The 24,614-nt window shown below is 20.3% G+C and carries 18 protein-coding genes and 6 tRNA genes; 22 read left to right on the top strand and 2 right to left on the bottom strand.

The genetic code is table 11. The features are described 5' to 3' along the window. The first annotated feature begins 48 nt into the window (after positions 1-48). The 13 genes from V9D86_RS01360 to V9D86_RS01300 all read left to right on the top strand — a co-directional run bounded on the left by V9D86_RS01360 (position 49) and on the right by V9D86_RS01300 (position 8,472). Positions 49-125, top strand: a tRNA-Met gene (locus V9D86_RS01360). A gap of 5 nt (positions 126-130) precedes the next feature. After that, positions 131-207 (top strand) — tRNA-Ile (locus V9D86_RS01355). Positions 208-219: 12 nt separating this feature from the next. After that, positions 220-310, top strand: a tRNA-Ser gene (locus V9D86_RS01350). A gap of 58 nt (positions 311-368) precedes the next feature. Continuing rightward, positions 369-445 (top strand) — tRNA-Met (locus V9D86_RS01345). Between the two features lie 5 nt (positions 446-450). Further along, positions 451-526, top strand: a tRNA-Asp gene (locus V9D86_RS01340). A gap of 29 nt (positions 527-555) precedes the next feature. Further along, positions 556-631: transfer RNA gene (locus tag V9D86_RS01335), tRNA-Phe, on the top strand. A 227-nt stretch (positions 632-858) separates the two neighbouring features. Next, the gene (locus tag V9D86_RS01330; protein WP_334331006.1) at positions 859-1,551 is read left to right on the top strand and encodes a YitT family protein; all 693 of its coding nucleotides are present in this window, start codon (positions 859-861) and stop codon (positions 1,549-1,551) included. 92 nt (positions 1,552-1,643) lie between these two features. After that, on the top strand, positions 1,644-2,666 hold the full coding sequence (gene hrcA / locus V9D86_RS01325) for a heat-inducible transcriptional repressor HrcA (protein ID WP_334331005.1): 1,023 nt from the start codon (positions 1,644-1,646) through the stop codon (positions 2,664-2,666). 28 nt (positions 2,667-2,694) lie between these two features. Next, positions 2,695-3,420 (top strand): nucleotide exchange factor GrpE, encoded by a 726-nt coding sequence (locus tag V9D86_RS01320; RefSeq protein ID WP_334331004.1) that lies wholly within the window; start codon positions 2,695-2,697, stop codon positions 3,418-3,420. Further along, a complete protein-coding gene (dnaK, locus tag V9D86_RS01315) occupies positions 3,404-5,254 on the top strand; it encodes a molecular chaperone DnaK (RefSeq protein ID WP_334331003.1) in 1,851 nt (616 codons plus the stop codon). Before V9D86_RS01320 ends, dnaK begins: the two co-directional genes overlap by 17 nt. 109 nt (positions 5,255-5,363) lie before the next feature. Beyond that, positions 5,364-6,470, top strand: a complete 1,107-nt coding sequence (dnaJ, locus tag V9D86_RS01310) for a molecular chaperone DnaJ (protein WP_334331002.1) — start codon at positions 5,364-5,366, stop codon at positions 6,468-6,470. Positions 6,471-6,572: 102 nt separating this feature from the next. Further along, positions 6,573-7,592 carry a lipoate--protein ligase gene (gene lplA / locus V9D86_RS01305; protein WP_334331001.1) on the top strand — a complete coding sequence of 340 codons (1,020 nt, stop codon included), beginning with the start codon at positions 6,573-6,575 and terminating at the stop codon, positions 7,590-7,592. Between the two features lie 232 nt (positions 7,593-7,824). Continuing rightward, entirely contained in the window at positions 7,825-8,472 is a 648-nt protein-coding gene (locus tag V9D86_RS01300) for a hypothetical protein (protein WP_334331000.1), read from the top strand. Positions 8,473-8,482: 10 nt separating this feature from the next. Here the strand turns inward: V9D86_RS01300 and recU are convergent, their stop codons facing one another. Next, positions 8,483-9,046, bottom strand: a complete 564-nt coding sequence (gene recU / locus V9D86_RS01295) for a Holliday junction resolvase RecU (RefSeq protein ID WP_334330999.1) — start codon at positions 9,044-9,046, stop codon at positions 8,483-8,485. A gap of 100 nt (positions 9,047-9,146) precedes the next feature. Here recU and V9D86_RS01290 point away from each other — a divergent pair, with 100 nt between their 5' ends. From V9D86_RS01290 to V9D86_RS01280, 3 genes are all read left to right on the top strand, one after another. Further along, positions 9,147-10,829, top strand: coding sequence for a ribonuclease J (locus V9D86_RS01290; protein WP_334330998.1), 1,683 nt, complete (start codon positions 9,147-9,149; stop codon positions 10,827-10,829). A 66-nt stretch (positions 10,830-10,895) separates the two neighbouring features. Next, a complete protein-coding gene (locus V9D86_RS01285) occupies positions 10,896-12,590 on the top strand; it encodes a ribonuclease J (RefSeq protein ID WP_334330997.1) in 1,695 nt (564 codons plus the stop codon). 78 nt (positions 12,591-12,668) lie between these two features. Further along, positions 12,669-13,385, top strand: a complete 717-nt coding sequence (locus V9D86_RS01280) for a TrmH family RNA methyltransferase (RefSeq protein ID WP_334330996.1) — start codon at positions 12,669-12,671, stop codon at positions 13,383-13,385. Positions 13,386-14,045: 660 nt separating this feature from the next. Here V9D86_RS01280 and V9D86_RS01275 read toward each other — a convergent pair. Next, complete coding sequence (locus V9D86_RS01275) at positions 14,046-16,778, bottom strand: cation-translocating P-type ATPase (protein WP_334330995.1); 2,733 nt, start codon at positions 16,776-16,778, stop codon at positions 14,046-14,048. Positions 16,779-17,291: 513 nt separating this feature from the next. Between V9D86_RS01275 and V9D86_RS01270 the strand changes: the two genes are divergently transcribed. From V9D86_RS01270 to V9D86_RS01245, 6 genes are all read left to right on the top strand, one after another. Then, positions 17,292-20,042, top strand: coding sequence for a cation-translocating P-type ATPase (locus tag V9D86_RS01270; RefSeq protein WP_334330994.1), 2,751 nt, complete (start codon positions 17,292-17,294; stop codon positions 20,040-20,042). A 59-nt stretch (positions 20,043-20,101) separates the two neighbouring features. Continuing rightward, a complete protein-coding gene (pth, locus tag V9D86_RS01265) occupies positions 20,102-20,632 on the top strand; it encodes an aminoacyl-tRNA hydrolase (RefSeq protein WP_334330993.1) in 531 nt (176 codons plus the stop codon). Between the two features lie 800 nt (positions 20,633-21,432). After that, positions 21,433-22,011, top strand: a complete 579-nt coding sequence (gene pduL / locus V9D86_RS01260; protein ID WP_334330992.1) for a phosphate propanoyltransferase — start codon at positions 21,433-21,435, stop codon at positions 22,009-22,011. A 101-nt stretch (positions 22,012-22,112) separates the two neighbouring features. Next, positions 22,113-23,360: an HD domain-containing protein gene (locus V9D86_RS01255; protein WP_334330991.1), complete on the top strand. Its 1,248-nt coding sequence runs from the start codon at positions 22,113-22,115 to the stop codon at positions 23,358-23,360. A gap of 4 nt (positions 23,361-23,364) precedes the next feature. Continuing rightward, positions 23,365-24,174 (top strand): 16S rRNA (adenine(1518)-N(6)/adenine(1519)-N(6))-dimethyltransferase RsmA, encoded by an 810-nt coding sequence (gene rsmA / locus V9D86_RS01250; protein ID WP_334330990.1) that lies wholly within the window; start codon positions 23,365-23,367, stop codon positions 24,172-24,174. A 110-nt stretch (positions 24,175-24,284) separates the two neighbouring features. Continuing rightward, entirely contained in the window at positions 24,285-24,584 is a 300-nt protein-coding gene (locus tag V9D86_RS01245) for a SpoVG family protein (RefSeq protein WP_334330989.1), read from the top strand. The last annotated feature ends 30 nt before the right edge of the window (positions 24,585-24,614 follow it).

The raw sequence follows: 24,614 nt of genomic DNA, 5'->3' as shown, positions 1-24,614 counted from the left end.
ATTTATTTTTAATATTAAAAATTTAAAATTAATTAATATATTTTAAATGGCGGTGTAGCTCAGTTGGCTAGAGCGTACGGTTCATACCCGTGAGGTCAAGGGTTCAAATCCCTTTGCCGCTACCACATAAGGACCTGTAGCTCAGCTGGTCAGAGCCACCGGCTCATAACCGGTTGGTCGTAGGTTCGAATCCTACCGGGTCCACCAAAACATTTTTTAGGAGGAATACCCAAGTCCGGTTGAAGGGATCAGTCTTGAAAACTGACAGGTCTGAAAAGACACGGGGGTTCGAATCCCTCTTCCTCCGCCATTTATAAGTATTTAATTATATTTAAATTAATTTTTAATAAATTTTATTTTGATAACATCGCGGGATAGAGCAGTTTGGTAGCTCGTCGGGCTCATAACCCGAAGGTCGTAGGTTCGAATCCTTCTCCCGCAACCAAAAATGGTTCGGTAGTGTAGTGGTTAACATGCTTGCCTGTCACGCAGGAGATCGCGGGTTCAAATCCCGTCCGAACCGCCAAATTTATTTTAATATATGTGCTCGAAGAAGGCTCTGTAGCTCAGTCGGTAGAGCAGTGGCCTGAAGAGCCTCGTGTCGGCAGTTCGATTCTGCCCGGAGCCACCATATTTTATTAATATTAGAAATTTTTTGAATATCAAAGTGTAAAATTTTTTATTTTTAATAATTTAAATTGTAATCTTTATTAAAAATAGAGATTACTTTTTTTATTTTTATTATATTATTTTTGATGAATTTAATTTATTATATTTTTAAATATTTTTATTTTAATTTATAATTAATTTTTACTATTTGAAAAAAATTAAATTAAATTTAGTAAAGTGGTGTTTTTTTTGGAATATTTTGATTTAATTAATTTATTTATTTTTTTAAAATTTTTTTTGGGTTTTATTTTTTTATTTTTTGGTATTTATTTTTTTATTTTACCTAAAGAATTTATTATTGGTGGATTAGAAAGTAGTTTAATTTTTTTAGATAAAATATTTTTTTATAAAAATGGTAAACAAAATTATTTTTTTACTAAAAATAATGTTATTGTTATAATTAGAATTATATTTTTATTTTTAAGTTTATTTTTGCATAGTTGGTTATTTTTTTTAAAAACTTTAATTATTACATTATTTTTTTCTTTTTGTTTTAGACTATTTGATTATTTTAAAATTGATCAAAATTTTTTTATTTATAAATTTCCTAATTTTATTAAAAATAATAAAATATATGAATTATTTTTATCTATTATTATCATTATTTTAAGTGTTGGTTTTGGGTGTGGTTTTATTTTTTCTGTTAATGCTTGTACAGGTGGAACAGATTGTATTTTTTTAAAATTACATTTAGAATATAAAATTGAATTATTTTATATTTTATTTTTTACAGATGGTTTGATTATTATTATTTCTTTTTTAATAGATTTTTACAGAAAAATTAATAATAAAAAAATTATTTTTGTTAAATATATTTGTTCTTATATATGTTTTTTTACAGTTAGTTTTATTATAAATATATTAAATAAATATATTAAATAAATATAATTTTTATCACTTGACATTTTATATTTAAATTAATACAATATTTTTAGCAATCATTAAAATGATTGCTAATGAGGTATTTAACTGAGATGTTGTCTAATAGAAAAAAAATTATTTTAAAATCTATTATAGAAAATTATTCAAAAGAAGCAAAACCTGTTAGTTCAAAATTACTAACTTATAAACTTCATTTAAATGTTTCTAGCGCTACTATTCGAAATGATATGGTTGAATTAGAAAAAAAAGGTTATTTATTAAAAAAAAATTATAATTCTAGTGGTAGAATTCCTTCATTTAAGGGTTACAATTATTATTTAAATAATTTAATCAAGATAGATGAAGAATTTATAGAAATTTTTTCTTTGTTTGATAAAATTATTCAAAAAAAAAGTTTTACTAAAGAACAATTGATTAAAAAAGTTTTAGAACTTTTGAGTGAAATAACAAACTATACTGCGATAGCGATTGGATCTGATATTTTTAAAACTAGCAAAATTAATAAAATTGATTTAATTTATTTAAATTATTTTCAATTAATTATTTTAATTGTTACAGATAAAGGTCATGTTCAACATCAAAATATTGTTTTAAATTCAAAAAAAGATGTTAGTATATTAGATATTAAAAAAGTAATTAGAATTTTAAATGATTTGTTAAAAGGAAAATTTTTGTTCGAAGCAACATTTATTATTCAAAGTGATATTGTAAAAAAAACTATTGGTAAATATATTAATTATAAAGAACAATTAATTGAATCTTTTGTTAAAACTTTTGCTAATTTTGTAGATAATAATTGTTATTTATCTGGGGTTTTAAATATTTTAAATCAACCAGAATTTAATAACATAGAAGTTATTAAAAAAATGATTAATTTTTTAACTAAAAAAGAATTAATCAAAATTATGACTATTAAAAAAAAACTTACTTTTAAATTTTCTGATAATATAGAATTAATTCAATTAGAAAATTTTAATATTATTTCTATACCTTATTCTATTAATCAATATGAAAAGGGTAAAATAGCTATTTTAGGACCTTATAGAATGAATTATCATAAAGTTATTCCTCTTTTAGAATATTTATCAGTTTATTTATCTAATTTAAATAATTGAAATCAAATTAAAAATAAAGGAGTTTATTATGACTAATAAAGAAAAGATTTTTGATTCTGAAAAAAATGAAGAAATTATTAATGAAGAAAAAAATTTTTCTTCTGAAAGTAAAAATTCATCAGATAATAATCAAATTCCAAAAGTAGAAAATAATGAAAAAATAGAAAATAATAATTTTTCTAATAAAGATAAATGTTTTTGTAAACAAAAAAATAATGATCAAAATAAAGAATTAAATATTAAAGATTATGTTAAAACTTTAGAAACAAAAATTAAAAATTTAGAAAAAGATTTTATAAATTTAAATAAAACACATGAAAATGAAAAATTAAGATTTAGATCAGATTTAGAAAATTTTACTAAAAGAATTAATAAAGAAAGAATTCAAGAACGTAAATATGCTTCTATGAATTTTATAGAAAATATTTTAGTTCCTTTTGATCAATTTGAAAAAGTTTTAGAAATGAATGTTGAAGATAAAATATTAAAAAAATTTTTAGTTGGATTTCAAATGATTCATCAACAAATGAAAAATATTTTTAAAGAAGAAGGTTTAGAAGAGATCGAATCTTTAGGAAAAATTTTTGATCCTAAATTACATTATGCAATGGAAAAAATATCTGATAAAAATCAACCTAATAATTCTAATATTGATGTTTTACAAAAAGGTTATTTATATAAAAAAAGAGTATTAAAACCAGCAATGGTTAAAGTAAATGAATGGAGTAATGAAGAAGATGAAAAAGACAAATAAAATTATTGGTATTGATTTAGGAACAACAAATTCTTGTGTTGCAGTTATGGAAGGTGGAGAAGCAAAAGTTATTGCTAATGCTGAAGGCGGGAGAACTACTCCTTCTGTAGTTGCTTTTAAAGGGAACAATATCATGGTTGGAGAAATTGCTAAAAGACAAGCTATTACAAATCCAAACACTATTATTTCTATTAAAAGACATATGGGTGAAACAAAATATAAAGTTTCTGTTAATGAAAATAAATATACTCCTCAAGAAATTAGTGCTATGATTTTGCAAAATTTAAAAAAAACAGCAGAAGATTATTTAGGTGCAGAAGTAACTCAAGCTGTTATTACAGTTCCGGCTTATTTTAGTGATGCTCAAAGACAAGCAACTAAAGATGCAGGTAAAATTGCTGGTTTAGAGGTTAAAAGAATTATTAATGAACCAACTGCTGCAGCTTTAGCTTATGGTATTGATAAAAATAATAAAAAAGAACAAATTGTTTTAGTATTTGACTTAGGAGGAGGTACTTTTGATGTTTCAATTCTGAATTTAGCGGATGGAACTTTTGAAGTTTTATCAACATCTGGAGATAATAAACTTGGCGGAGATGACTTTGATCAAAGAATTGTTGATTATTTAGTTAAAGAATTTAAAAAAGAAAATTTATTAGATTTATCTAAAGATAAAATGGCTTTACAACGTTTAAAAGATGCTGCAGAAAAAGCTAAAAAAGAATTAAGCGGTGTAAGTTCTACTCAAATATCTTTACCTTTTATTACTATGAGTCAATCATCCGGTCCTTTACATTTAGAAAATAATTTAACTAGAGCTAAATTTGATGAATTAACTATTGATTTAGTTCAACGTTGTTTAGGACCAGTAAAATCTGCTTTACGTGATGCTAAATTAAATTGTGATAAAATTGATCAAGTTCTTTTGGTTGGTGGTTCTACTAGAATACCTGCAGTTCAAGAATTAGTTAAAAAAGAGATTCAAAAAACCCCTAATAAAGGTATTAATCCTGATGAAGTAGTTGCGATGGGTGCTGCTATTCAAGGTGGTATTTTATCTGGTGATGTTAAAGATATTTTATTATTAGATGTAACTCCTCTTTCTTTAGGTATTGAAACTTTAGGTAATGTTTTTACTAAATTAATTGAAAGAAACACTACTATTCCTACTTCAAAAACACAAGTTTTTTCTACTGCAACAGATAATCAACCGGCAGTAGATATTCATGTATTGCAAGGTGAAAGAGCATTAGCAACAGATAATAAAACTTTAGGTCGTTTTCAATTAACTGATATTCCACCAGCTCCAAGAGGAACACCACAAATTAGTGTAACCTTTGATATTGATGCTAATGGTATTGTATCAGTTAAAGCTAAAGACTTAGGTACTAATAAAGAACAGAAAATAGTTATTACAGGTTCAGGAACTTTATCTGAAGAAGAAATTAAAAGAATGATTAAAGAAGCTGAAGAAAATGCCGAAACCGATCGTTTAAAAAAAGAATTGATTGATATTAAAAATGAAGCTGATACTTTAATTTTTCAAACTAAAAAAGCTTTAATTGATTTAAAAGACGATGTGGAAGTTCAAGAAAAAGAAAAAATTGAATCCAAAATTAAAGAACTTGAAGAAGTTATTTTAAAAGATGACGTTAATGTTATTAAAGAGAAAATCAATGCTTTATCTCAAGATGCACAAAATATTGCTATTAAAGCTTATCAAAAAACTCAAAATAAAACAGTAAACAATGAACAAAATTCTTCTAATGATGAAAAAGATTCAAAAGTTAAAAATGATGATGTTGTAGATGCAGATTTTGAAGAAAAAAAATAGTTTCAAATTTTTTTTAAAAAAAAGGGGGACTTACAAAGTCTCCTTTTTATATTATTATTTTTATTTGTTGAATGTTATTTAGAATTTGATAAAATTTGGGGTTAAAAATATGGTAAAAAAAAGAGATTATTATGAGATTTTAGGCATATCAAGAGATGCAAATAATGAAGACATTAGAAAAGCTTATAGAAAAATGGCAAAGCAATATCATCCTGATATTTCTAAAGAACGTGATTCTGAAAAAAAATTTAAAGAAGTTCAAGAGGCTTATGAAGTTTTAAGCGATCCTAATAAAAAAACTAATTATGATAATTTTGGTCATCAAAATGTTAATGGTAGTGATGGATTTGAAGGTTTTAGTAGTAATTTTGGTGACTTTGATGATATTTTTAATAATTTATTTAGTAAAAATAGTAGAAATACAAGAAAATCATCCGATTTGGATGAAAGAATTGAAATGGAAATTGATTTTATAGAAGCTGTTTTAGGAACAAAAAAAAATATTCAGTTATTTTTAGAAGATTATTGTCAAAAGTGCAATGGTTCTGGTGCTCAAAATAATAATGATGTTGTTACTTGTCAACATTGTGATGGTTTAGGATATGTTAATATAGAACAAAGAATTTTTTTTGGCAATGTTCGTTCACAACAAATATGTTCTTATTGCGATGGTCAAGGACAAAGAATAAAAAATAAATGTTTTTTTTGTAAAGGTCAAAAAACTCAAAAATATAAAAAAACTTTAGTTGTAGATGTTCCTGCTGGAATTGATAATGGAATGACTTTAAAAATGTCTCAAAAAGGACACGGTGGTAGAAATGGTAATAATAATTTAAGAGGAGATTTGTATATTACTTTTAAAGTTAAAACAAGTAAAATTTTTTCTAGAAAAGGGTTGGATGTTTATACAGAAATTTTTATTACTTTCTCTCAAGCTGTTTTAGGAACTGTTACCGTAATAGAAACTATTTATGGTAAAGTTGATTTAAAAATTCCTTCCGGAATACAATCTGGTAATAAAATGAGATTAAAAAATAAAGGTATAGTTGATGTTAATAGTAATTATCGTAAGGGTGATCATTATGTTATTGTTAATATAGAAACACCTAAGAATCTTACACAAGAACAGAAAAAAATCTTTGAAGATTTAAGAAAATTAGAAAATAATTATTATAAAAATAAAACAAAAAATAGTTTTTTTAAAAAATTTTTATAATAAAAAAGTTAATCAATGTTATAATTAAATTTGAATATCGTTAATTTTATAAAATTCATTTAATAAATAATATTAATATATTTAAAAAGGAATATTTTAAAAATGATTTTAATTAAATATAAACGAAAAAATGATTTAAAACCTTATTTTTATTTTGCTTTAGAAGAATATATTTCATCTAATTTATTAAATAAAGAACAAGAAGTTTTCTTTTTCATGTGGCAAATTCACGGAATTGTTATAGGAAAAAATCAAATTATAGAAAATGAAGTTAATTTAGATTTTTTGAAAACAAATAATATTCCTATTTTTAGACGTCCTACAGGTGGTGGTTGTGTATATAATGATCCTCAAGTACCTTTATTTAGCATTGTTGTTAGAAAAAAAGATAAAAACTTTAATTTTAAAATATATTTACAAAAAATTATCAATTCTTTTAAAGACTTAGGTGTTGATTTACATTTTAGTGGCAGAAATGATATTTTGTTAAATGAAAAAAAAGTTTCTGGTAGTGCTTTTATGCAAACTAAACATGGTATGATAATGCATGGAACATTACTTTATGATTGTGATGTAGAAACTATGGTTAGAGCTTTGAATCCTAATGATGAAAAACTTATTTCTAAAGGTATTGCTAGTGTTAAATCTAGAATTACGAATTTAAAAAATCATATTAAAAATATTTCACAAAAGCAATTACATCAATTTTTAGAAGAAAAACTAACTAAAAAAAATTATGTTTTAAGTTCTAAACAGATTCTTGAAGTAGAATTATTATCTAAAAAATATATGACTAAAGAATGGCTTTATTTTCAACATCCTGAATATTCAAAAATTTTAAAAAAACGTTTTTCTTGGGGATATTTAGAAATTTTATTAGTTTTAAAAGATGGTAAAATTATAAAAATGAATTTAGCTGGTGATTTTTTTCATAAAAGTGATAATTTACAATTATTTGTAGAAAAATTTGAAGGATCATTATATTCTTTACCTTTTTTAGAAAAAATTTTAGTTAAAAATGATATTAGTGAATATATTTTAGATGCTTCAAACAAAGACTTTATTTTATTATTAAAAGAAGGTATTTTAGAAAAATTATTGGATTATAATAATGAATATTAAATTATTTACAAATTAAATATTTTTTACTTTTTTGATAATAACATTACTAATTTTTTATGTTATTATCAAATAAAATTTTTATCAAAAAATATTTTATATTTAATAAAAATATTATATAAAAAAATATAATATAAAATAAAATAAAAATTTTTTTGATAAAAATTTTATTTAAAAAAATATAATATAAAAATGAATAATATGAAATTTAAATTAAAAAGGAATATATTATAAAATGCAAATTAATTTACTTAAAAAATTAATTATTATTACATTATTATGTATAAGTGGTTTTGTAATTGAAATATTTTCTAAATATACTATTAATAGTTTTACAAATTGTCATAATTCTTTTTTTAAAATAGAATTTTTACCATTAATTTTGATAGGTTTTTTATTTGGTTTTAAATATGGTTTTATATCTAATTTATTATATTTATTAATTCATTATATATGTGAATTTTTAGTTTTACATACAATATCTTCAACTGTAGAATTAAAAACATCATTTTCTTTTGAATTATTTTTTTTTAAATTTTTTTTACCTTATATATTTTGTTCTATTTCTGGTTTATTTTATAGAAAAGATTTACAATATTTAAATAAAAAAACAAATATTATATTGACTTTTTTTATTATAGTTATATTAAATATTATTTCTGTTTTTTTAATGATTCCATTTTTATCTAATTCATTACAACATCATTTTGATCATTACAAACATGATAGTTTATTGAAATATTTTTTTAATAAAAATGTCCCATTGGAAACATTTTATTTAATTTATAATTTAATATCAGTTTTAGTTAATTATTTTATTATTTGTTTACTTATTATTTTGATTATTCCTCGATTAAAAGATAATTTATATAAATTATCTTAATATTTTAAAATTATTTTAATAATTGGTCTACTATTTTTAAATAATTTATGCGTGGATTATTATATTGAAAAGATATATTTAAATTATTATGTAATAAAATTTTATATTTAATGCTTTTAAAACCTTTTTGTAAATATTCTATGATTAAATTAATTGGAATTAAAAAGTATTTATCATTAATTTTAAAATGAACAATAAAAAAAGCTAATCCTTTATTATTATTTATTTGTTGTAGATGTTTAATTTGATGAAGAGGTATATTTGAAAATGCATAAGAAGTTTCACAATTAGTTTCCTTTACATCAAATGTTATATATTTTCCTTTGTATAAACCGTGATAATCCGGTAGAGCTTCTTTACGAAAGTAAGCTTCAGTTATTTTAGCTTTATTTCTAGAAGGATAATTAACTTTTACAATTTGAATAGGGATAGGATTTTTATAAATAAAAGCAATTTGATTATCTAAATAAAATTTATTAGTAATATTGATGTTTTTCTCTAATGACATTCCTAAATTACTTTTATTATTATTTTTTTGAATTTTGTTTTTTTTATTAATTGTTGGATATTTCATAATATTTTATTTATCTTTCTGTTTAATTTATATATTTAATTATAAACGAAATTTTATTTTTTATTTTATTGACATTTTAAATAAAGGAATATTTATTCATATGAAAGAAATTCAATTTTTTGCTTTAGGAGGACTGAATGAAAATGGTAAAAATTTTTATTTATTAAAGATAAAAAAATCATATTTTATTATTGATGCAGGTTTAAAATATCCTAATGAAATTATGTATGGTATTGATTGTATTATTGCCGATTATAATCATTTAGAAAAAATTAAAGATCAAATTCAAGGAATTTTTTTGACTTCAGCTTTAGAAACTTATATAGGTGCTTTTTCTTATTTAATTCAATATTTAAAAAAACCAGTTTATACATCTTATTTTATTATGCAGGTATTAAAAAAATATTTAAAAAAACACAAGATTATTTATCAAGATTTAGAATTAAATATTTTAAAAGACGATCAATTAGTTATATTTTCAGATACAAAAGTTTCTTTCTTTTTTATTACACAATGTTTACCTGAAACTTTAGGTTTAGCTTTTGAAACTGAAAAAGGTTTTATTGTATATTCTAATGAAGTTCAACTTTTGCAACAAAAAGATAAATCTTTTTTTACTGATTTTTTTAAATTAACATTAATTGCAAAAAAAAAAGTTCTTGCTTTTTTTACAACTTCTCAAGGTGCTTTTATTTCTGGTGAACAAGAAAAATTGCAAAATATTCATTATTGTTTGAATACTCATTTTATTAATCTTCAAAGAAATATTATTATTGTTCTTTTAATTCCGGATTTATTAAAAATTCAATTAATTATTGATATTGCTATAAAAAGAAATTTAAAAATAGCAATTTTAGGAAGAAAAAGTCAAATTATTATGGATGTAGCTTTACAAAAAAAATATTTAAAAATACCTGATTCTAATTTTGTTAATTTAAAAAAAATAGAAGATCATTTAAATTATAAAAATTTAGTTATTATAGTTGTGGGTAAACAATTTGAACCTTTTTATCGTTTACAAAGAATGTGTAAAAAAACTGATCGTTTAGTACATTTAACTTCTGAAGATAAAGTATTATTAATGTCTATTGAATCTGCAGGTAGTGCTAGAATTTATTCTAAAACTTTAGATTTTTTATCTCGCAATAATGTTTCAATAGATATTTTAATTAAAGATTTATTAACTTATTCATATAATTTTAGTGAAAATTTAAAATTTATGTTAAATTTACTTAAACCTAAATATTTAATTCCAATTTCTGGTGAGTATCGTCATCAATATCAAGTTAAAAAAATATCTAATGAATTAGATTATTTAGATAAAAATATTTTTTTATTAGAAAATGGTGACATTTTTCACTATGATTTTAAAAAAGAACCTTATGTTAAAAAAAAAGCTTTCAAAAAACTAGGAGAAATTTTAATAGATGGTACTCCTGTAGAAGATGGCAATGATTTTATTATGAAAGATCGTGAATTTTTAGCTATGGATGGTGTTATTATGTTTATTGCTAATATTAGTATTAAAAATAAAAAAATATTAGGTAAAACTGAATTAGTAAGTAAAGGTTTTATAACTTCTACTGAAGTAAATAATATTTTTTTTGTTAAATTGAAACAAAATTTTGAAAATAGAATTGAATTTTTTTTAAAACAAAATAATTTAAAATGGTTAGTTTTTAAAAAAAATTTAAGAGAAGAATTAGTAAAATTTATTTTTAAAGAAATTAGAAAAAAACCTATTGTTATTCCTATTTTGATTACTATAGGTAGTAATTATTAATTGATAAAAATTATATTATAATTTTATATTTTTTTTATTAATATAAGAAAGGTTATTATGAAATAAATGAAAATTATTCATCCAAAGGCTAATTTACAAGATTTTGATATCTTTTTTTGTGCTTTAGGCGGATTAGGCGAAGTCGGTAAAAATATGTATATTTTTGAAATTGAAAAAAATATTTTTATTGTGGATGCAGGTATTTTATTTTCTGAAAATATTTTATTTGGTGTTAATTATGTTATTCCTAATTATGAATATTTATTAGAAAATGAAAATAGAATTGTAGGACTTTTTTTAACTCATGGTCATGAAGATCATATTGGTGGTATTCCTTATTTATTAAAAAAAGTTAAAATTCCTAAAATTTTTGTTTCTGGTATTGCTTATGATTTACTTGAAGTTAAATTATCAGAATATAAATATATTGTTAATAATTTAACTAAAATTGAAAAATATAATAATAATTCTAAATATAAATTTGGTAATACAGAAATTTCTTTTGTTCGTTTAAATCATTCTATTCCAGATATGTTTGGTATTATTTTTAAAACTAAAAACGGCAATATTTTTTACACTGGAGATTTTAAAATTGATCATACTCCTGTTGGCCCTGTTGCAGAATATGAAAAATTAACAGCACTACAAAAAGAAGGTGTTTTGTGTTTATTTTCTGATTCAACAAATGCTGAAAAAGAAGATTTGATTCAATCAGAAAGTAAAATTGGAGAATCTATTAATGATCTTTTTTCACAAATAACAAGTAGAATTATTATTGTTACATTTGCATCTAATTTTTATCGTATAAAACAAATTATTGAATCCACTATTTTTACTAAAAGAAAATTAGCAGTTTTTGGTCGTAGTATGGAAAAAACTATCGAAACAGGAAAAAAGAATGGTTATTTTAAAATTTCTAATGATTTAATTATTAATAATAATAATATAAATAAATATAATGATATTACTTTACTTTGTACAGGTTCCCAAGGAGAACCGTTGGCAGCTTTAAGTCGTATCGCAAATAATACTCATAAACAAATTAAACTTAATAAAGGAGATACTGTTATTTTTTCTTCTTCTCCTATTCCGGGTAACCAAGATAGTATTAATAAAATAATTGATTTACTTTTAAAAATAGATATTAATATTATTACTCATGGACCTTTGGTTAATACTCATACTTCTGGTCACGGAAGTCAAAATGATTTAAAATTAATGTTAAGTTTAATTAAACCTAAATATTTTATTCCTGTTCATGGTGAACATCGTATGTTGACTAAACACAGACAATTAGCTATTGATTGTAATGTATTACCAGAAAATATTTTAGTTTTAGATAATGGCCAATTAGTTGGTTTAAATTCTCAAAAAATTCAATTGTTAGGAAAAATACCGGCTGGAAATATTCAAATTGATGGTTCTGGTATTGGTGATGATATAGGTAATTTAATTTTAAAAGAAAGACGAACTTTAAGTGAAGAAGGTTTATTATCGGTTATTATTACTATTGATTATAAGAAAAAAAAAGTTTTAAATTTTCCTATGATTATTTCTCGAGGTTTTATTTATATGAAGGGAAATCAAACATTAATTCGTAAAATATCTTTGGAAATTAAAAAAAAAGTTGAAGAAACAATACAAAAACAAGAAATTATAAAATTATCTTTAAAAAAAATCATCATAGATTATTTAACTTCTTATATTTATGAATTAACATTACGTAATCCTATTATTGTTCCTGTTATTTTAAATATTTAATATAATAAATGCTTAAATATAAATTTTATATTTAAGCATTATTATTAAATAAATTTTTTTCATAAAGGTTTTATAAATATGATTTCATCTAAACAAAATATTATTTTTAAAAAAATGAAAAAATTATTAAATAAAAAATATTGTGATTTATATCAACAATTTTTAGTTTTTGGAGATCATTTGATTGAAGAAGCAGAAAAAACAAAATCTATTGTAGAAATTTATACTACTTCTTTAAATAAAAAAGGTATTTTAATATCTAAAAATTTAATGAAAAATTTAAAACAAACAAAAACTTTATTTGAACAAGTAGCAATTTGTAAACATCATAATAATCCTATTTTTAGTCATAAAGTTTTAGTTTTAGATGATATTCAAGATCCTTCAAACTTAGGTGTTTTATTAAGGAGTTCTTTAGCTTTTGGTTTTAATCAAGTTTTATTAAGCGAAAATAGTGCTAGTTTTTATAATGAAAAAACCATTAGAGCAAGCCAAGGTGCTATATTTAATCTTTATTTTCAAAGAGGTAATTTAGAATATTTATTAAAAAATTTTAAAAATAAAAATTATAAAATTTTTAGTTCTTTAGTTCGTAAAAATAAACAAACTTTAAGTATTGATAAATTGAATAAATTTCCCAAAGATATGAAAAAAATATTAGTTTTAGGAAATGAAGGTGTTGGTATTTCTTATAATATTGAATTAATTACTGATTATTTTTTAAATATTCCTACTAATAAAGTAGAAAGTTTAAATGTATCTGTAGCAGGTAGTATTTTAATGCATTATTTATAATATATATTTTAGTTTATATTTTAATTTTAATCAAAAAAAATATACAAGTATAAAAAATAAAATAAGATGAAATAAAGCTAAATTATTTATTAAAAAAATAAACAGTTTAGCTTTAATGTTATCTAAATTTTAAAAATATTTTAATTTTTATAACATATAATTAATAAATAAATTATTTTGTGTAAAAAAACATAATGATTTATTTTTCCTTACTTTATTGTGTTTTTATTTTTTATTTTTTTATTTTAAAAAATAACTGATATTAAATAAATGCATAAGAGTTTTTTAATTAAAATAATTAAAAATGTACTAAAATTTTTATAAAATTGAAAAAATTTAAATATTCAAAAATACATTATATTCTTGATTTTGAAAATATTATTTAATTAGTTAATATAGTAAAAAAGGTTATTAATTAATTAAAATTTTGTATATATTTATAATTATAAAATGAGAATTTTTTATAATATTTGATTAACTTATTTTATTACGAAATGTTCTTGATTCGAAAAACATGTAATCAATTACTTTCGAATTCGCTGTCCCCTTTTTTTAGACAATTTTAAAATGAAAGTTTTATTAAAAAACGGAATATTTCAACTTTAAATCTAACATTATAAGAATAATTAAAATAAATTAAATAATTAAATAAAAATTATTCTATTTATTATAAAATTTTATTTTTTTAAACATTTCTATTATAAATAAAGGTATAATAGATAAAAAAATTATTAATAAAAAATCTTTTAAATCTAAATTTGCTAAATTTAAAATATTTTTTAAAAATGGTAAAGATATAGTTAAAAATTGTAATAAACAACTAAAAATAAATATTTTTATTAAATAATTGCTGGGTTTTAAAACAAAAATAGATTTACGAAAATTTATCAAATTAAAAACGTGAACTAATTGAGATAAAGCTAAAACCATAAAAGCAAAAGTTTGAGCATATTTATAATTATTAATTGTATCATTTTTATGAATATTAAAACCAATTATAGCAGATATAAAAGTTAAAGAACCAATGATTATTCCTTCGAATATTATTTTTAATATTAAATTTTTATTTATAATATTATTTTTTATATTTCTTGGAGGTTTTTTCATTAAATTATGTTCTTTTGAATCTATTCCTAAAGCTATTGCTATTAATGAATCTGTAATTAAATTAATCCAAAGAATTTGTACAGCGTTTAATAATAAAAAATTAGAAGAAAACAAAAAACTATTAAAACAAGTATTTAGTAAAACAGCTAATATTTCGCCAGTATTACAACTTATTAGAAAAATTAAGCTTTTTTGCATACTATTGAAAATATTTCTACTTTCTTCAATAGCATAAGCAATATTTAAAAGATTATCATCAGTGATAATTATATCTGAAGCCGTTTTAGAAATTTCAGTACCAGCTTTTCCCATAGAAATACCTATGTCAGCTTTTTTAATACTAGGAGCATCATTAACTCCATCGCCTATCATCGCAACAATAACACCTTTTTTTTGCCAAGCATTTATAATTTTTAATTTATTTTCTGGATTTGTTCTTGCATAAACTTTAATTAAATGAAGTTTTTCATTAAACTCTTTTTCAGACATTTTATTTAAAATATCTCCAGTAATGATTAAATCTTTTTTTTTATCAAAGATTTTTAATTCTGTTGCTATTGTTTCTGCTGTATTAATATTATCTCCGGTAATCATAATGGTGATAATTTGAGCTTTTTTAAAAATTTTAATAGTTTCGAAAGCTTCTTTTTTGATATTATCTTTGATTGATATTAAACCTAAAAAAATTAAATTTTTTTCAATTTGTTGGATTTCTTGATTATTTTTTAAATCAAAATTATAATCTAATTTTTGATATGCTAAACCTAAAATTCTTAAAGATTTTTTACTCATTTTTTCTAAATAATTTTCAAATAATTTTAAATTATTATTGTTTTTTATTATTTTGTTACCTTTATTGTCTATATATTTACAAATATTTAATAAAATTTCTGGTGCTCCTTTTGTTATTACAAAACAACCTTCTTTATTTTGATGTACAGTTGTCATTAATTTTTTTTCGGAATCAAAAGATAATTCATAAATTTTAATATTTTGGTTTCTTAAGTTTGGAATATCATATTTAAAAAAAATACCTAAATCTATAAATGATTTGTCTATTGGATTATTAGCATATGGAATTTTTTTTTTTTTGTTATTTTGTTCAATGTTATAGTCGGCATTATTGCATAATAAACCATAATTTAATATTTTTGTTAAATTTTTATTTAAAATAGTTTTTTTATTAATTATATAATTATTTTTATATAAGTATATATTGGTAATTTTTAATTTATTTTCTGTTAAAGTTCCTGTTTTGTCAGTGCAAATAATTTTTGTTGCTCCTAAAGATTCCAAAGAACGAATATTTTTTATAATTGTTTTTTTATCTAATAATTTTTTCATGCTTAATGTTAAAATAATAGTAATAATAGTTAATAATCCTTCAGGAATAGCTGCAACAGCTAAAGAAATAGAAGTTAAAAATGTATTTTTAAAAATTTCTAAATTAATTTCTTTTAAATAATAGTGTTTTGATAATATAAAAAAAGTATTTATAATAATTAATATTAAAATTACAATAGTTAAAAATTTACCTAATTTATTAATATTATTTTCTAAAGGTGTAGATTTTTTTTTAGTGTTTTGAATTAATGAAATAATCTTTCCTATTTCTGTTTTCATACCTGTAGCAATAACTAAACCTTTAGCCTTTCCATAAGTAACTAAAGTGTTTTTAAATACTAAATTTTTGCAATTTAAAATCTCTGTTTCTTTATTTGAAGTTGTTAAACTGTTTTTTGTTATTGGTATATTTTCTCCCGTTAAAAAAGATTCTTCTATTTGCAAGTTATAAGTTTCTATTAATCTTAAATCGGCTGGAACTAAATTTCCTGTTTCTAAAAAAATAATATCTCCTTTTACTAAATATTCTATTGAAACCATTTGAATTTTATTATCTCTTAAAACTTTAATATAACTTAATGTTTTTTTGTTTATAAATAAAGAGGCTTTTTCTGATTTATTTTCATAAAAAACACCTAATAAAGCATTACAAAAAACAATTAATAAAATTAATATTCCTTCAAACAATTCATATTTATTTTGTGTTATAAAACCAATAATTAATGTAATAAATGAAGATAGTAATAAAATGAAAACTAAAAAGTTTTTAATTTGTTTTTTTAGTTTAAACCAAAAAGAAGTTTTAATAAAATCTTTTAATTTATTTTTACCTTCTAAATTAAGTTTTTCTTTGGCTTTAACAGAATTTAGTCCTTTTTTGATATTTGTTTCTAATATTTTTTCTAATTCTTGAATATTTTTTTGGGCAAATAAGATTTTCATATTTTAATTTTTTCAATTTCCTTGTACTATAGTTTTCATATAATATATATTTTATAAAATTTAATATATAATATTAATTATTTTTTTCATATTATAATTATAGAATATCATAAAATATTAATAGTAATAATCAAAAAATAATCAAAATTTTTTTATTTTTTATGATTAAATTTTTATTTTATTATTTATTTTGTTATAATACTTAAATATGCTTTAAGAAATATTTTAGAAAATATTATATTTATTTTTTATTAAAATTATTTATAATCCCCTTATTATTTTTTTAATATTTTATATATAATAAATTGTAATAATATTTAATTTTTAAAGAATTTTCAGAAATTAATTATATTTATTTTCAAAATAAATATAAAAAATATTTGATTTAAAATTAATTTATTTCGATTGTATATATTTGAATATAATTATTTATACATATATAATAAGTATAAATTGAAAGGGGGTAATTTATTGGTATATCACCATAAAAGAAGGAGAATAAGATTTTTTTTTATGTTTAATAAAGATATTTTACATATAAGTAGTTTAAGCTCAGAAGAGGTTTTAAAATATTTAAAAATAAGTTCCAAAGGTTTAAATAATCAAGAAGTTGCTGAGAGGCAGTTGTTATATGGAAAAAATATAATGAAACAAACAAAAAATTTTAATTTTTGGAGACAATTTATTAAACAATTTACTTCTTTAATAGCCTTTATATTGTGGATTTCAGGTTTTTTAGCAATTGTTATTCAAGAAATTGAAATTGGTAGTGCTATTTTTTTGGTTATTATTATTAATGGTTTATTTTCTTTTTCTCAAGAATATAAAACTGATAAAATTTTATCTTCTTTAGCAAATATGATTCCTAAAAAAATACAAGTTTATCGTAATGGTGAAATTCAAATGATTTCAACTGTTGAGTTAACTATTGGCGATATTATTTTTATTGAAAATGGTACTGCTATTCCAGCTGATGCTAGAATTATTGATTCTAATCAATTTTTTGTTGATAATTCGATGTTATCAGGAGAAACTGTTCCTTTAAATAGAACTCATTTTCCAAATGATAAAGGATTTAAAGTGATTTCGGAAATTCCTAATTTAGTTTATGCAGGTACTATTGTTTCACAAGGGAGTGCAAAAGCTGTAGTATATGCTATCGGAGATCAAACTCAAATTGGCGAAGTTTCTGTTTTGGCACAATGTATTGATAAAGGTAGTGGAACTTTAGATCGTGAAATTCATAAAATTATTAAAAAAATTAGTTTAATAGCTTCTACTTTAGCTATCACAGCATTTATTATTTATATATTCTCTGAAATATTTAGAAATGGAAATTATAATTTTTCATCAGTATTTAAAACTTCTATTACGGTAGCTTTAGGCATGTTGGTAGCTAATATTCCCGAAGGGCTTTTACCTACTGTTAATTTAAGTTTAGCTGTTGGTTCTCAAAGAATGGCTAAACATAATGCTTTGATTAAAAAATTATCTTCAGTGGAAACTTTAAGTTCTGCAACTGTTATTTGTACTGATAAAACAGGAACTTTAACTAAAAATCAATTAACAGTTAGAAAAATTTTAACACCTGATAGTTTAATTAATGTGACTGGTTTTGGTTATGAAAAAAAAGGTAAAATTTGTTTAAATAATATTAAAGATAAAAAAGGACTAGAAAAACTTTTAATAGCATCTATTTTATGTTCTGAAGCTAATTTAAATATTAATTCAAAAAATTCAAAAGAATTTGAAATTATTGGTAGTCCTACAGAAGGTTCATTATTAATAGCTGCTTCTAAACATGGTTATGATATTAATGAAACTAGAAATGATTTTGATATTCTTCAAGTTAATTCTTTTACTTCTGAAAGAAAAAAAATGAGTGTTTTAGTAAATAATAATAGTAATTCAATTTATGATATCAATAATAAATATTTATTTGTCAAAGGCGCTCCAAATATTATTTTAGAAAATTGTTGTATGCAATATAAAAATCAAAAAGTAATAATTTTAAGCGATTCTGAAAAAGAAGAATTTTTAAAAAAAAATAATGATTTTTCTAGTGAAGGATTTCGTATTTTAGCTATAGCATATAAAAAAAATGAACAAGATTGTAATAAAGAAAATGATATGGTATTTTTAGGTTTTGTTATAAATTATGATCCTCCAAAAGTAGGAGTAAAAGAAGCTATTAATGATTTAACTAAAGCAGGTTTAAAAATTACTATTATTACTGGAGATTATGGTATTACAGCAATAGCAATAGGCAAACAAGTTGGCATTATTAAAGAAGATTTTATTAATATTAATGGTTGTGAATTAGATAAATTATCTAATGAAGAATTAAAAAATATTTTAAAAACCGATAAACCTGTAATTTTTTCAAGAACAACACCAAAACATAAATTACAAATTATTAAAGCATATAAAGATAATGGAGAAATTATTTGTGTTACTGGTGATGGTGTTAATGATATTTTAGCTATGAAAGCAGCTCATATTGGAATTGCTATGGGTCAAAATAATAAAGATATTGTATTTAATGCTGCTGATATGATTTTATTGGATGACAATTTCTCTACTATTCCTAAAGCATTATTAGAAGGCAGAGGTATTTATGAAAACATAAAAAAATTTATTACTTATGTTTTTGCTTCTAATGTGCCACAAATTTTTCCTATTATTTTAATGGCAATTTTTGCAACACCTCTTTATTTAACTGTTTTACAAATACTTGCTATTGATTTGTTAACGGATTTAATTCCTGCGATTGCTTTGGGAGCTGAAGAACCAGATTCTTCTTTATTGGAAAATAAACCAAGAACTAAAGAACAGAATTTATTAGATAAGACAGTTTTTAAAAGAGCTTATTTATTTTTAGGTTTAATAGAAGGATTAATAGCTTTAATTTTATTTTTATATTTTTACTATATTTATGGACAAGGAAAAACAAAAGATTTGCCATTAGCATCAACTATGGCATTCGGAGGAGTTATTTTTGCCCAAATTGGCAATGTTTTTGGTTGTCGTTCAGATAAGTTTTATTTTTGGAAAACTTTTAATAAAAAAAATAAAATTTTATATTTAGGTATTTTCTGTGAATTTATTTTATTTGTTTTAATAACAAATGTAAAATTATTAAATGAAATTTTTAACACTACATCAATTACTTTTAATCAATATTTAATTTTGTTAACTTGTCCTTTTATTTTGTTGTTATTTGATACTATTTGGAAAAGATTTTTAATTTATAAAAAAAAATAATTTATTATATTTTTAATTTAAAAAAATATATTTGAGTTATTATAATAAAGGTTAAAAACATGAAATTAATTGTGGGATTAGGGAATCCAGGAAATAATTATCAATTTACTTTGCATAATATAGGTTTTATGATGGTTGATTATTTATTAAATACAATTATTACAGATAAAAAAATTGTGAAAAAACATAATTCATATATATATAAATCTAATATTGGTTCAAACTTATTTTTATTGGTAAAACCTCAAACTTATATGAATTTATCTGGTCATGCTGTAAAGAAAATTTTAAATGAATATAAAATTATTTTAAATGATTTATTAGTTATATCAGATGATATTTATTTACCTGAAGGTAATTTTAAATTGAAATTACAAGGAAGCCATGGTGGTCATAATGGATTAAAGAATATTATTGATTGTTTGCAAACAAAAAAATTTAAAAGATTAAAAATAGGGGTTAATCAAGATCATAATATATCTTTAGAAGATTATCTTTTAACTCCTATTGATGATAAAAAAAAATTAATGGTACAAAAATCATTTCCTATTATTACAAATATTATTAAAAATTTTATTCAAGATTTTTAAGAATACAAAATTGTTTAATTTTAATTTTTTTAATAAAATTTAAATTATTAACATAAAAAAAGCTAAATTGTTTATTAAAAAAATCACAATTTAGCTTTTTTTATGTTATATATTATTTTTACAAGAGATGTAATTTAAAATAAATATATTTATTAGTATTCATAAATTTTATTTTTATGAATTATTAAAATTTGTCATTTTTTAAAAAACTTAACAATTTAAAATTTTTTATTAAGTAAAAGTTAAAAAAATTATTTTTAAATTTTATACATAATTATAATTAATTTTAATAACTAATGTTTATTGTATTTTTTTAATTTTAATTTAATTTTTATAGATATTTAGTTTTTTTATTTTATTTAATAAACGAAATATTAAAAATTAATAATTTTATCATAATATATAAGACGACTATTTTATTTTTTATTATTAATTTTTTTATTTTAATATTTTTTGATATTTGAAGTATTTTTAATATATATTAAAAATATTAATTAAAAAAATAAAAAATTATAAAGACAAAAATATAATTTTTAATTAAAAAATAATTATCATCTAATTAATTTTAATAAAATAAATAAAATATAAGATATAATAATATTTGAAAATGTTTTAAAAAAATATTATAAAACTTTTAAAAAAAATAATTTAAATTTTAATATTTAAAGTTTTTAAATTTTTTCAGTATCATTATATTATAAGAAGATAATATAAACAACAACTCATATAAACACCTTATATTAAATATATTAAATTTTTATAATTTAAATAAATAAAAATTACAAGGAGATGTTATTTTAATGAATTACAAAATACCTGTAGGGATTTCAGGAAGACATGTTCATCTATCTCAAAATACTTTAGATATTTTATTTGGAGAAAAAAATTATCAATTAAAAAAATTTAAAGATTTAAAACAATTAGGTCAATATGCTTCGACAGATAAAATAGATATATTAAGTCCTAATGGTAAAACATTAACAGGAGTAAGAATTTTAGGTCCAACTAGAAATTTTAATCAAGTAGAAATTAGTAGAAGTGATTCTTTAAGATTTAGTTTCGTTGCTCCAGTTAGAAATTCAGGAGATATTAAACAATCAGGATCTGCAATTTTAATAGGTCCAAAAGGACAAATAGAAATTGAAGAGGGAGTGATAATAGCAGATAGACATATTCATTTATCAACAGAATATGCAGAAAAATTTCAAATCCAAGATAAACAAAAAGTTAAAATAAAAATAAACGGTATAAAACCTGGTATATTAGAAAATATAATATGTCGTGTTGATAAAAATTTTATATTAGAATGTCATTTGGATACAGATGATGCTTGTGCTTTTTTATTACAAAATAATGATATAGTTGAACTAATTATATAAATTTTTTAAAATATAAATAAAAAAAATAATTATTATTATCAATTTTATTCTAAATCATAAAAGGATATTTATAAAATTATTTAAAGGCTAAAAATAATAAAATGAAACAAATAAAACAATTTAACAGAACTGAAGTTTTTAGAGATCCTATTTATGGTTATATTTATTTGGATTATGTTTTTTTAGAAAAATTAATAGATACTAAAGCCTTTCAAAGATTACGTAGAATAAGACAATTGGGTTGTGCAAATATTGTATTTCATAGTGCTGAACATTCACGTTTTACTCATAGTTTAGGAGTTTATGAATTAGCTAGACGTTTTTTAGATTTTAAAAATATAAAAAATCATTTTTCTGAAAGAGACAAATTATTATTAATGGTTGCCTCTTTGATGCATGATATTGGTCATGGTTCATATTCGCATATTTTTGAAAAATGTTTTCGTATAAAACATGAAAAAAAAAGTGCTCAAATTATTATTCATGATAAAGAAATTAGTCATTTATTGGATACAGAAATTGATGTTCAATTTAAATATGAAATTGCTTCTATTATATTAAAAGAGCAAAAATTTCCTTTATTAGAACAAATTTTAACAAGTCAACTTGATATTGATCGTTTAGATTATTTAGAAAGAGATTCTTATTTTACTGGAGCAGTTTATGGTCATGTAGATACACAACGTTTAATGCGTAGTATGATTATCAAAAATAATAAAATTGTTTTTAAAGAAAGTAGTATTTATGCTATAGAAAATTATTTAATAAATCGTTATCATATGTATTGGCAAGTATATCATCATCCTAAAATTAGATCTTTTTTAATAATTTTAGAAAAAATTTATATTCGTATACAATATTTAATAAAAAAAAATATTTATATTAATGAAAATATTAAAATAATTAAATATTTTATCAAAAATAAAAATGATTTAAATTTATATTTGGAAATTGATGATTATTATATTAATGGTTTGATTGTTTCTTTAAAAAATAATTCAGATGAAATATTAAGTAATTTATGTAATGATTTTTTAAATCGTAAAATTTGGAATTTTTTTGAAAATAATGAATATAATCAAAAAAAAATAAAAAAAATTTTAAATTATTATAAAAAAAATAATGAATATTATACTTCGATTGATTATGTAAATCACAATGCTTATGATGAAAAAAAAAAAAATATCGGAGATCAAATTTTTATTTTAAATAATTTAGAAGATAAAATTCAAACTTTCAAAGAAAAATCATATATGATTAGTAAAATAATTAAATATGGTATTAGAAAGGACTCTAAATTTTTTTATCGTCCTTTAAAAAAAGAAGATATTGAAAATAATAAAATTTAAATTTATGTACAAAAATAAAAAAAAATATGGTCAAAATTTTTTAAGTGATATTAATTTATTAAAAAAAATAGTTAATGAGGCTAATTTAAAAAATAAAAATGTTGTAGAAATAGGTCCTGGGAAAGGAGCTTTAACACAATTTATTATTTTACAATCAAAAAAATTTTTAGCTTATGAAATTGATGAAAAATTAAAACCATTTTTAATTTTTGAAAAAAATGATAATTTTAAAATTATTTATGATGATTTTTTAAAAAGAAATTTAAAAGAAGATTTTTTTAATTATTTTGGCGAAGAGAAAATAACTTTAATTGGTAATTTACCTTACTATATTACAACTCCATTAATTTTTAAATTTTTAGAAGAAAAACAAATAAATTCTTTTACGATTATGTTACAAAAAGAAGTTGGTTTACGTTTATTAGCGAAACCAAACACAAAGAATTACAATGCTTTATCAGTTATTATACAATTTTTAACAAAAATAAAAAATATTTTAGAAGTTAACAAAAATATGTTTAAACCAAAACCTAAAGTAGATAGCATAGTTTTAAAGTTTGATAAAAAAAATCAAAAAAATTTAACAATAAATTTTAAAAACAATTTTTTTATTTTTGTTAAAATTTCTTTTCGTCAAAAAAGAAAAACTCTAATTAATAATTTAGAAAAAGGTTATAAAATTAGTAAAAAAAAAATAATTATTTTTTTTGATACTCATAATATTAAATATTGTATTAGAGCAGAACAATTAAGTGTTGAATTCTTTCAAGAAATTAGTTATTTCTGGTTTATATTTTTAAAAAACATAAATTGATTATCTTTTGTTTTATTGTGTTAGAATATTGTTATATTATAATTTTTTTAATAAAATTTATATTTAAATATTTGGATTTTGATAATAAATATGGGAGAGTTTTAAATTATATGCAAATAACAAATGTAAGAATTATATTAATGAAAAATCAAAAAAGTTTATTAAAAGGAATTGCTTCTATTGTATTTGATGATGTTTTTTTAGTACGTGATATTAGAATAATTGAAAATGAAAAAGGTATGTCTATTTCTATGCCTAGTAAAAAAACAGTTAAAGGAATTATTAAAAATATAGCTCATCCTTTGAATGCTGAAACAAGAAAAATGATAGAAATAGAAATTTATAAAGCTTATAATTTAAAAAAACAAGATTTAGAAAATGAAAATCAAGAAAAAAAAGAATTAAATTAATAATAAAATAAATTATCTTTTAAAAATTTA

Source organism: Candidatus Phytoplasma prunorum, from assembly GCF_036924415.2.
GTDB lineage: Bacteria > Bacillota_I > Bacilli_A > Acholeplasmatales > Acholeplasmataceae > Phytoplasma > Phytoplasma prunorum.
This window is presented reverse-complemented; position numbering and strand designations above follow the sequence as displayed.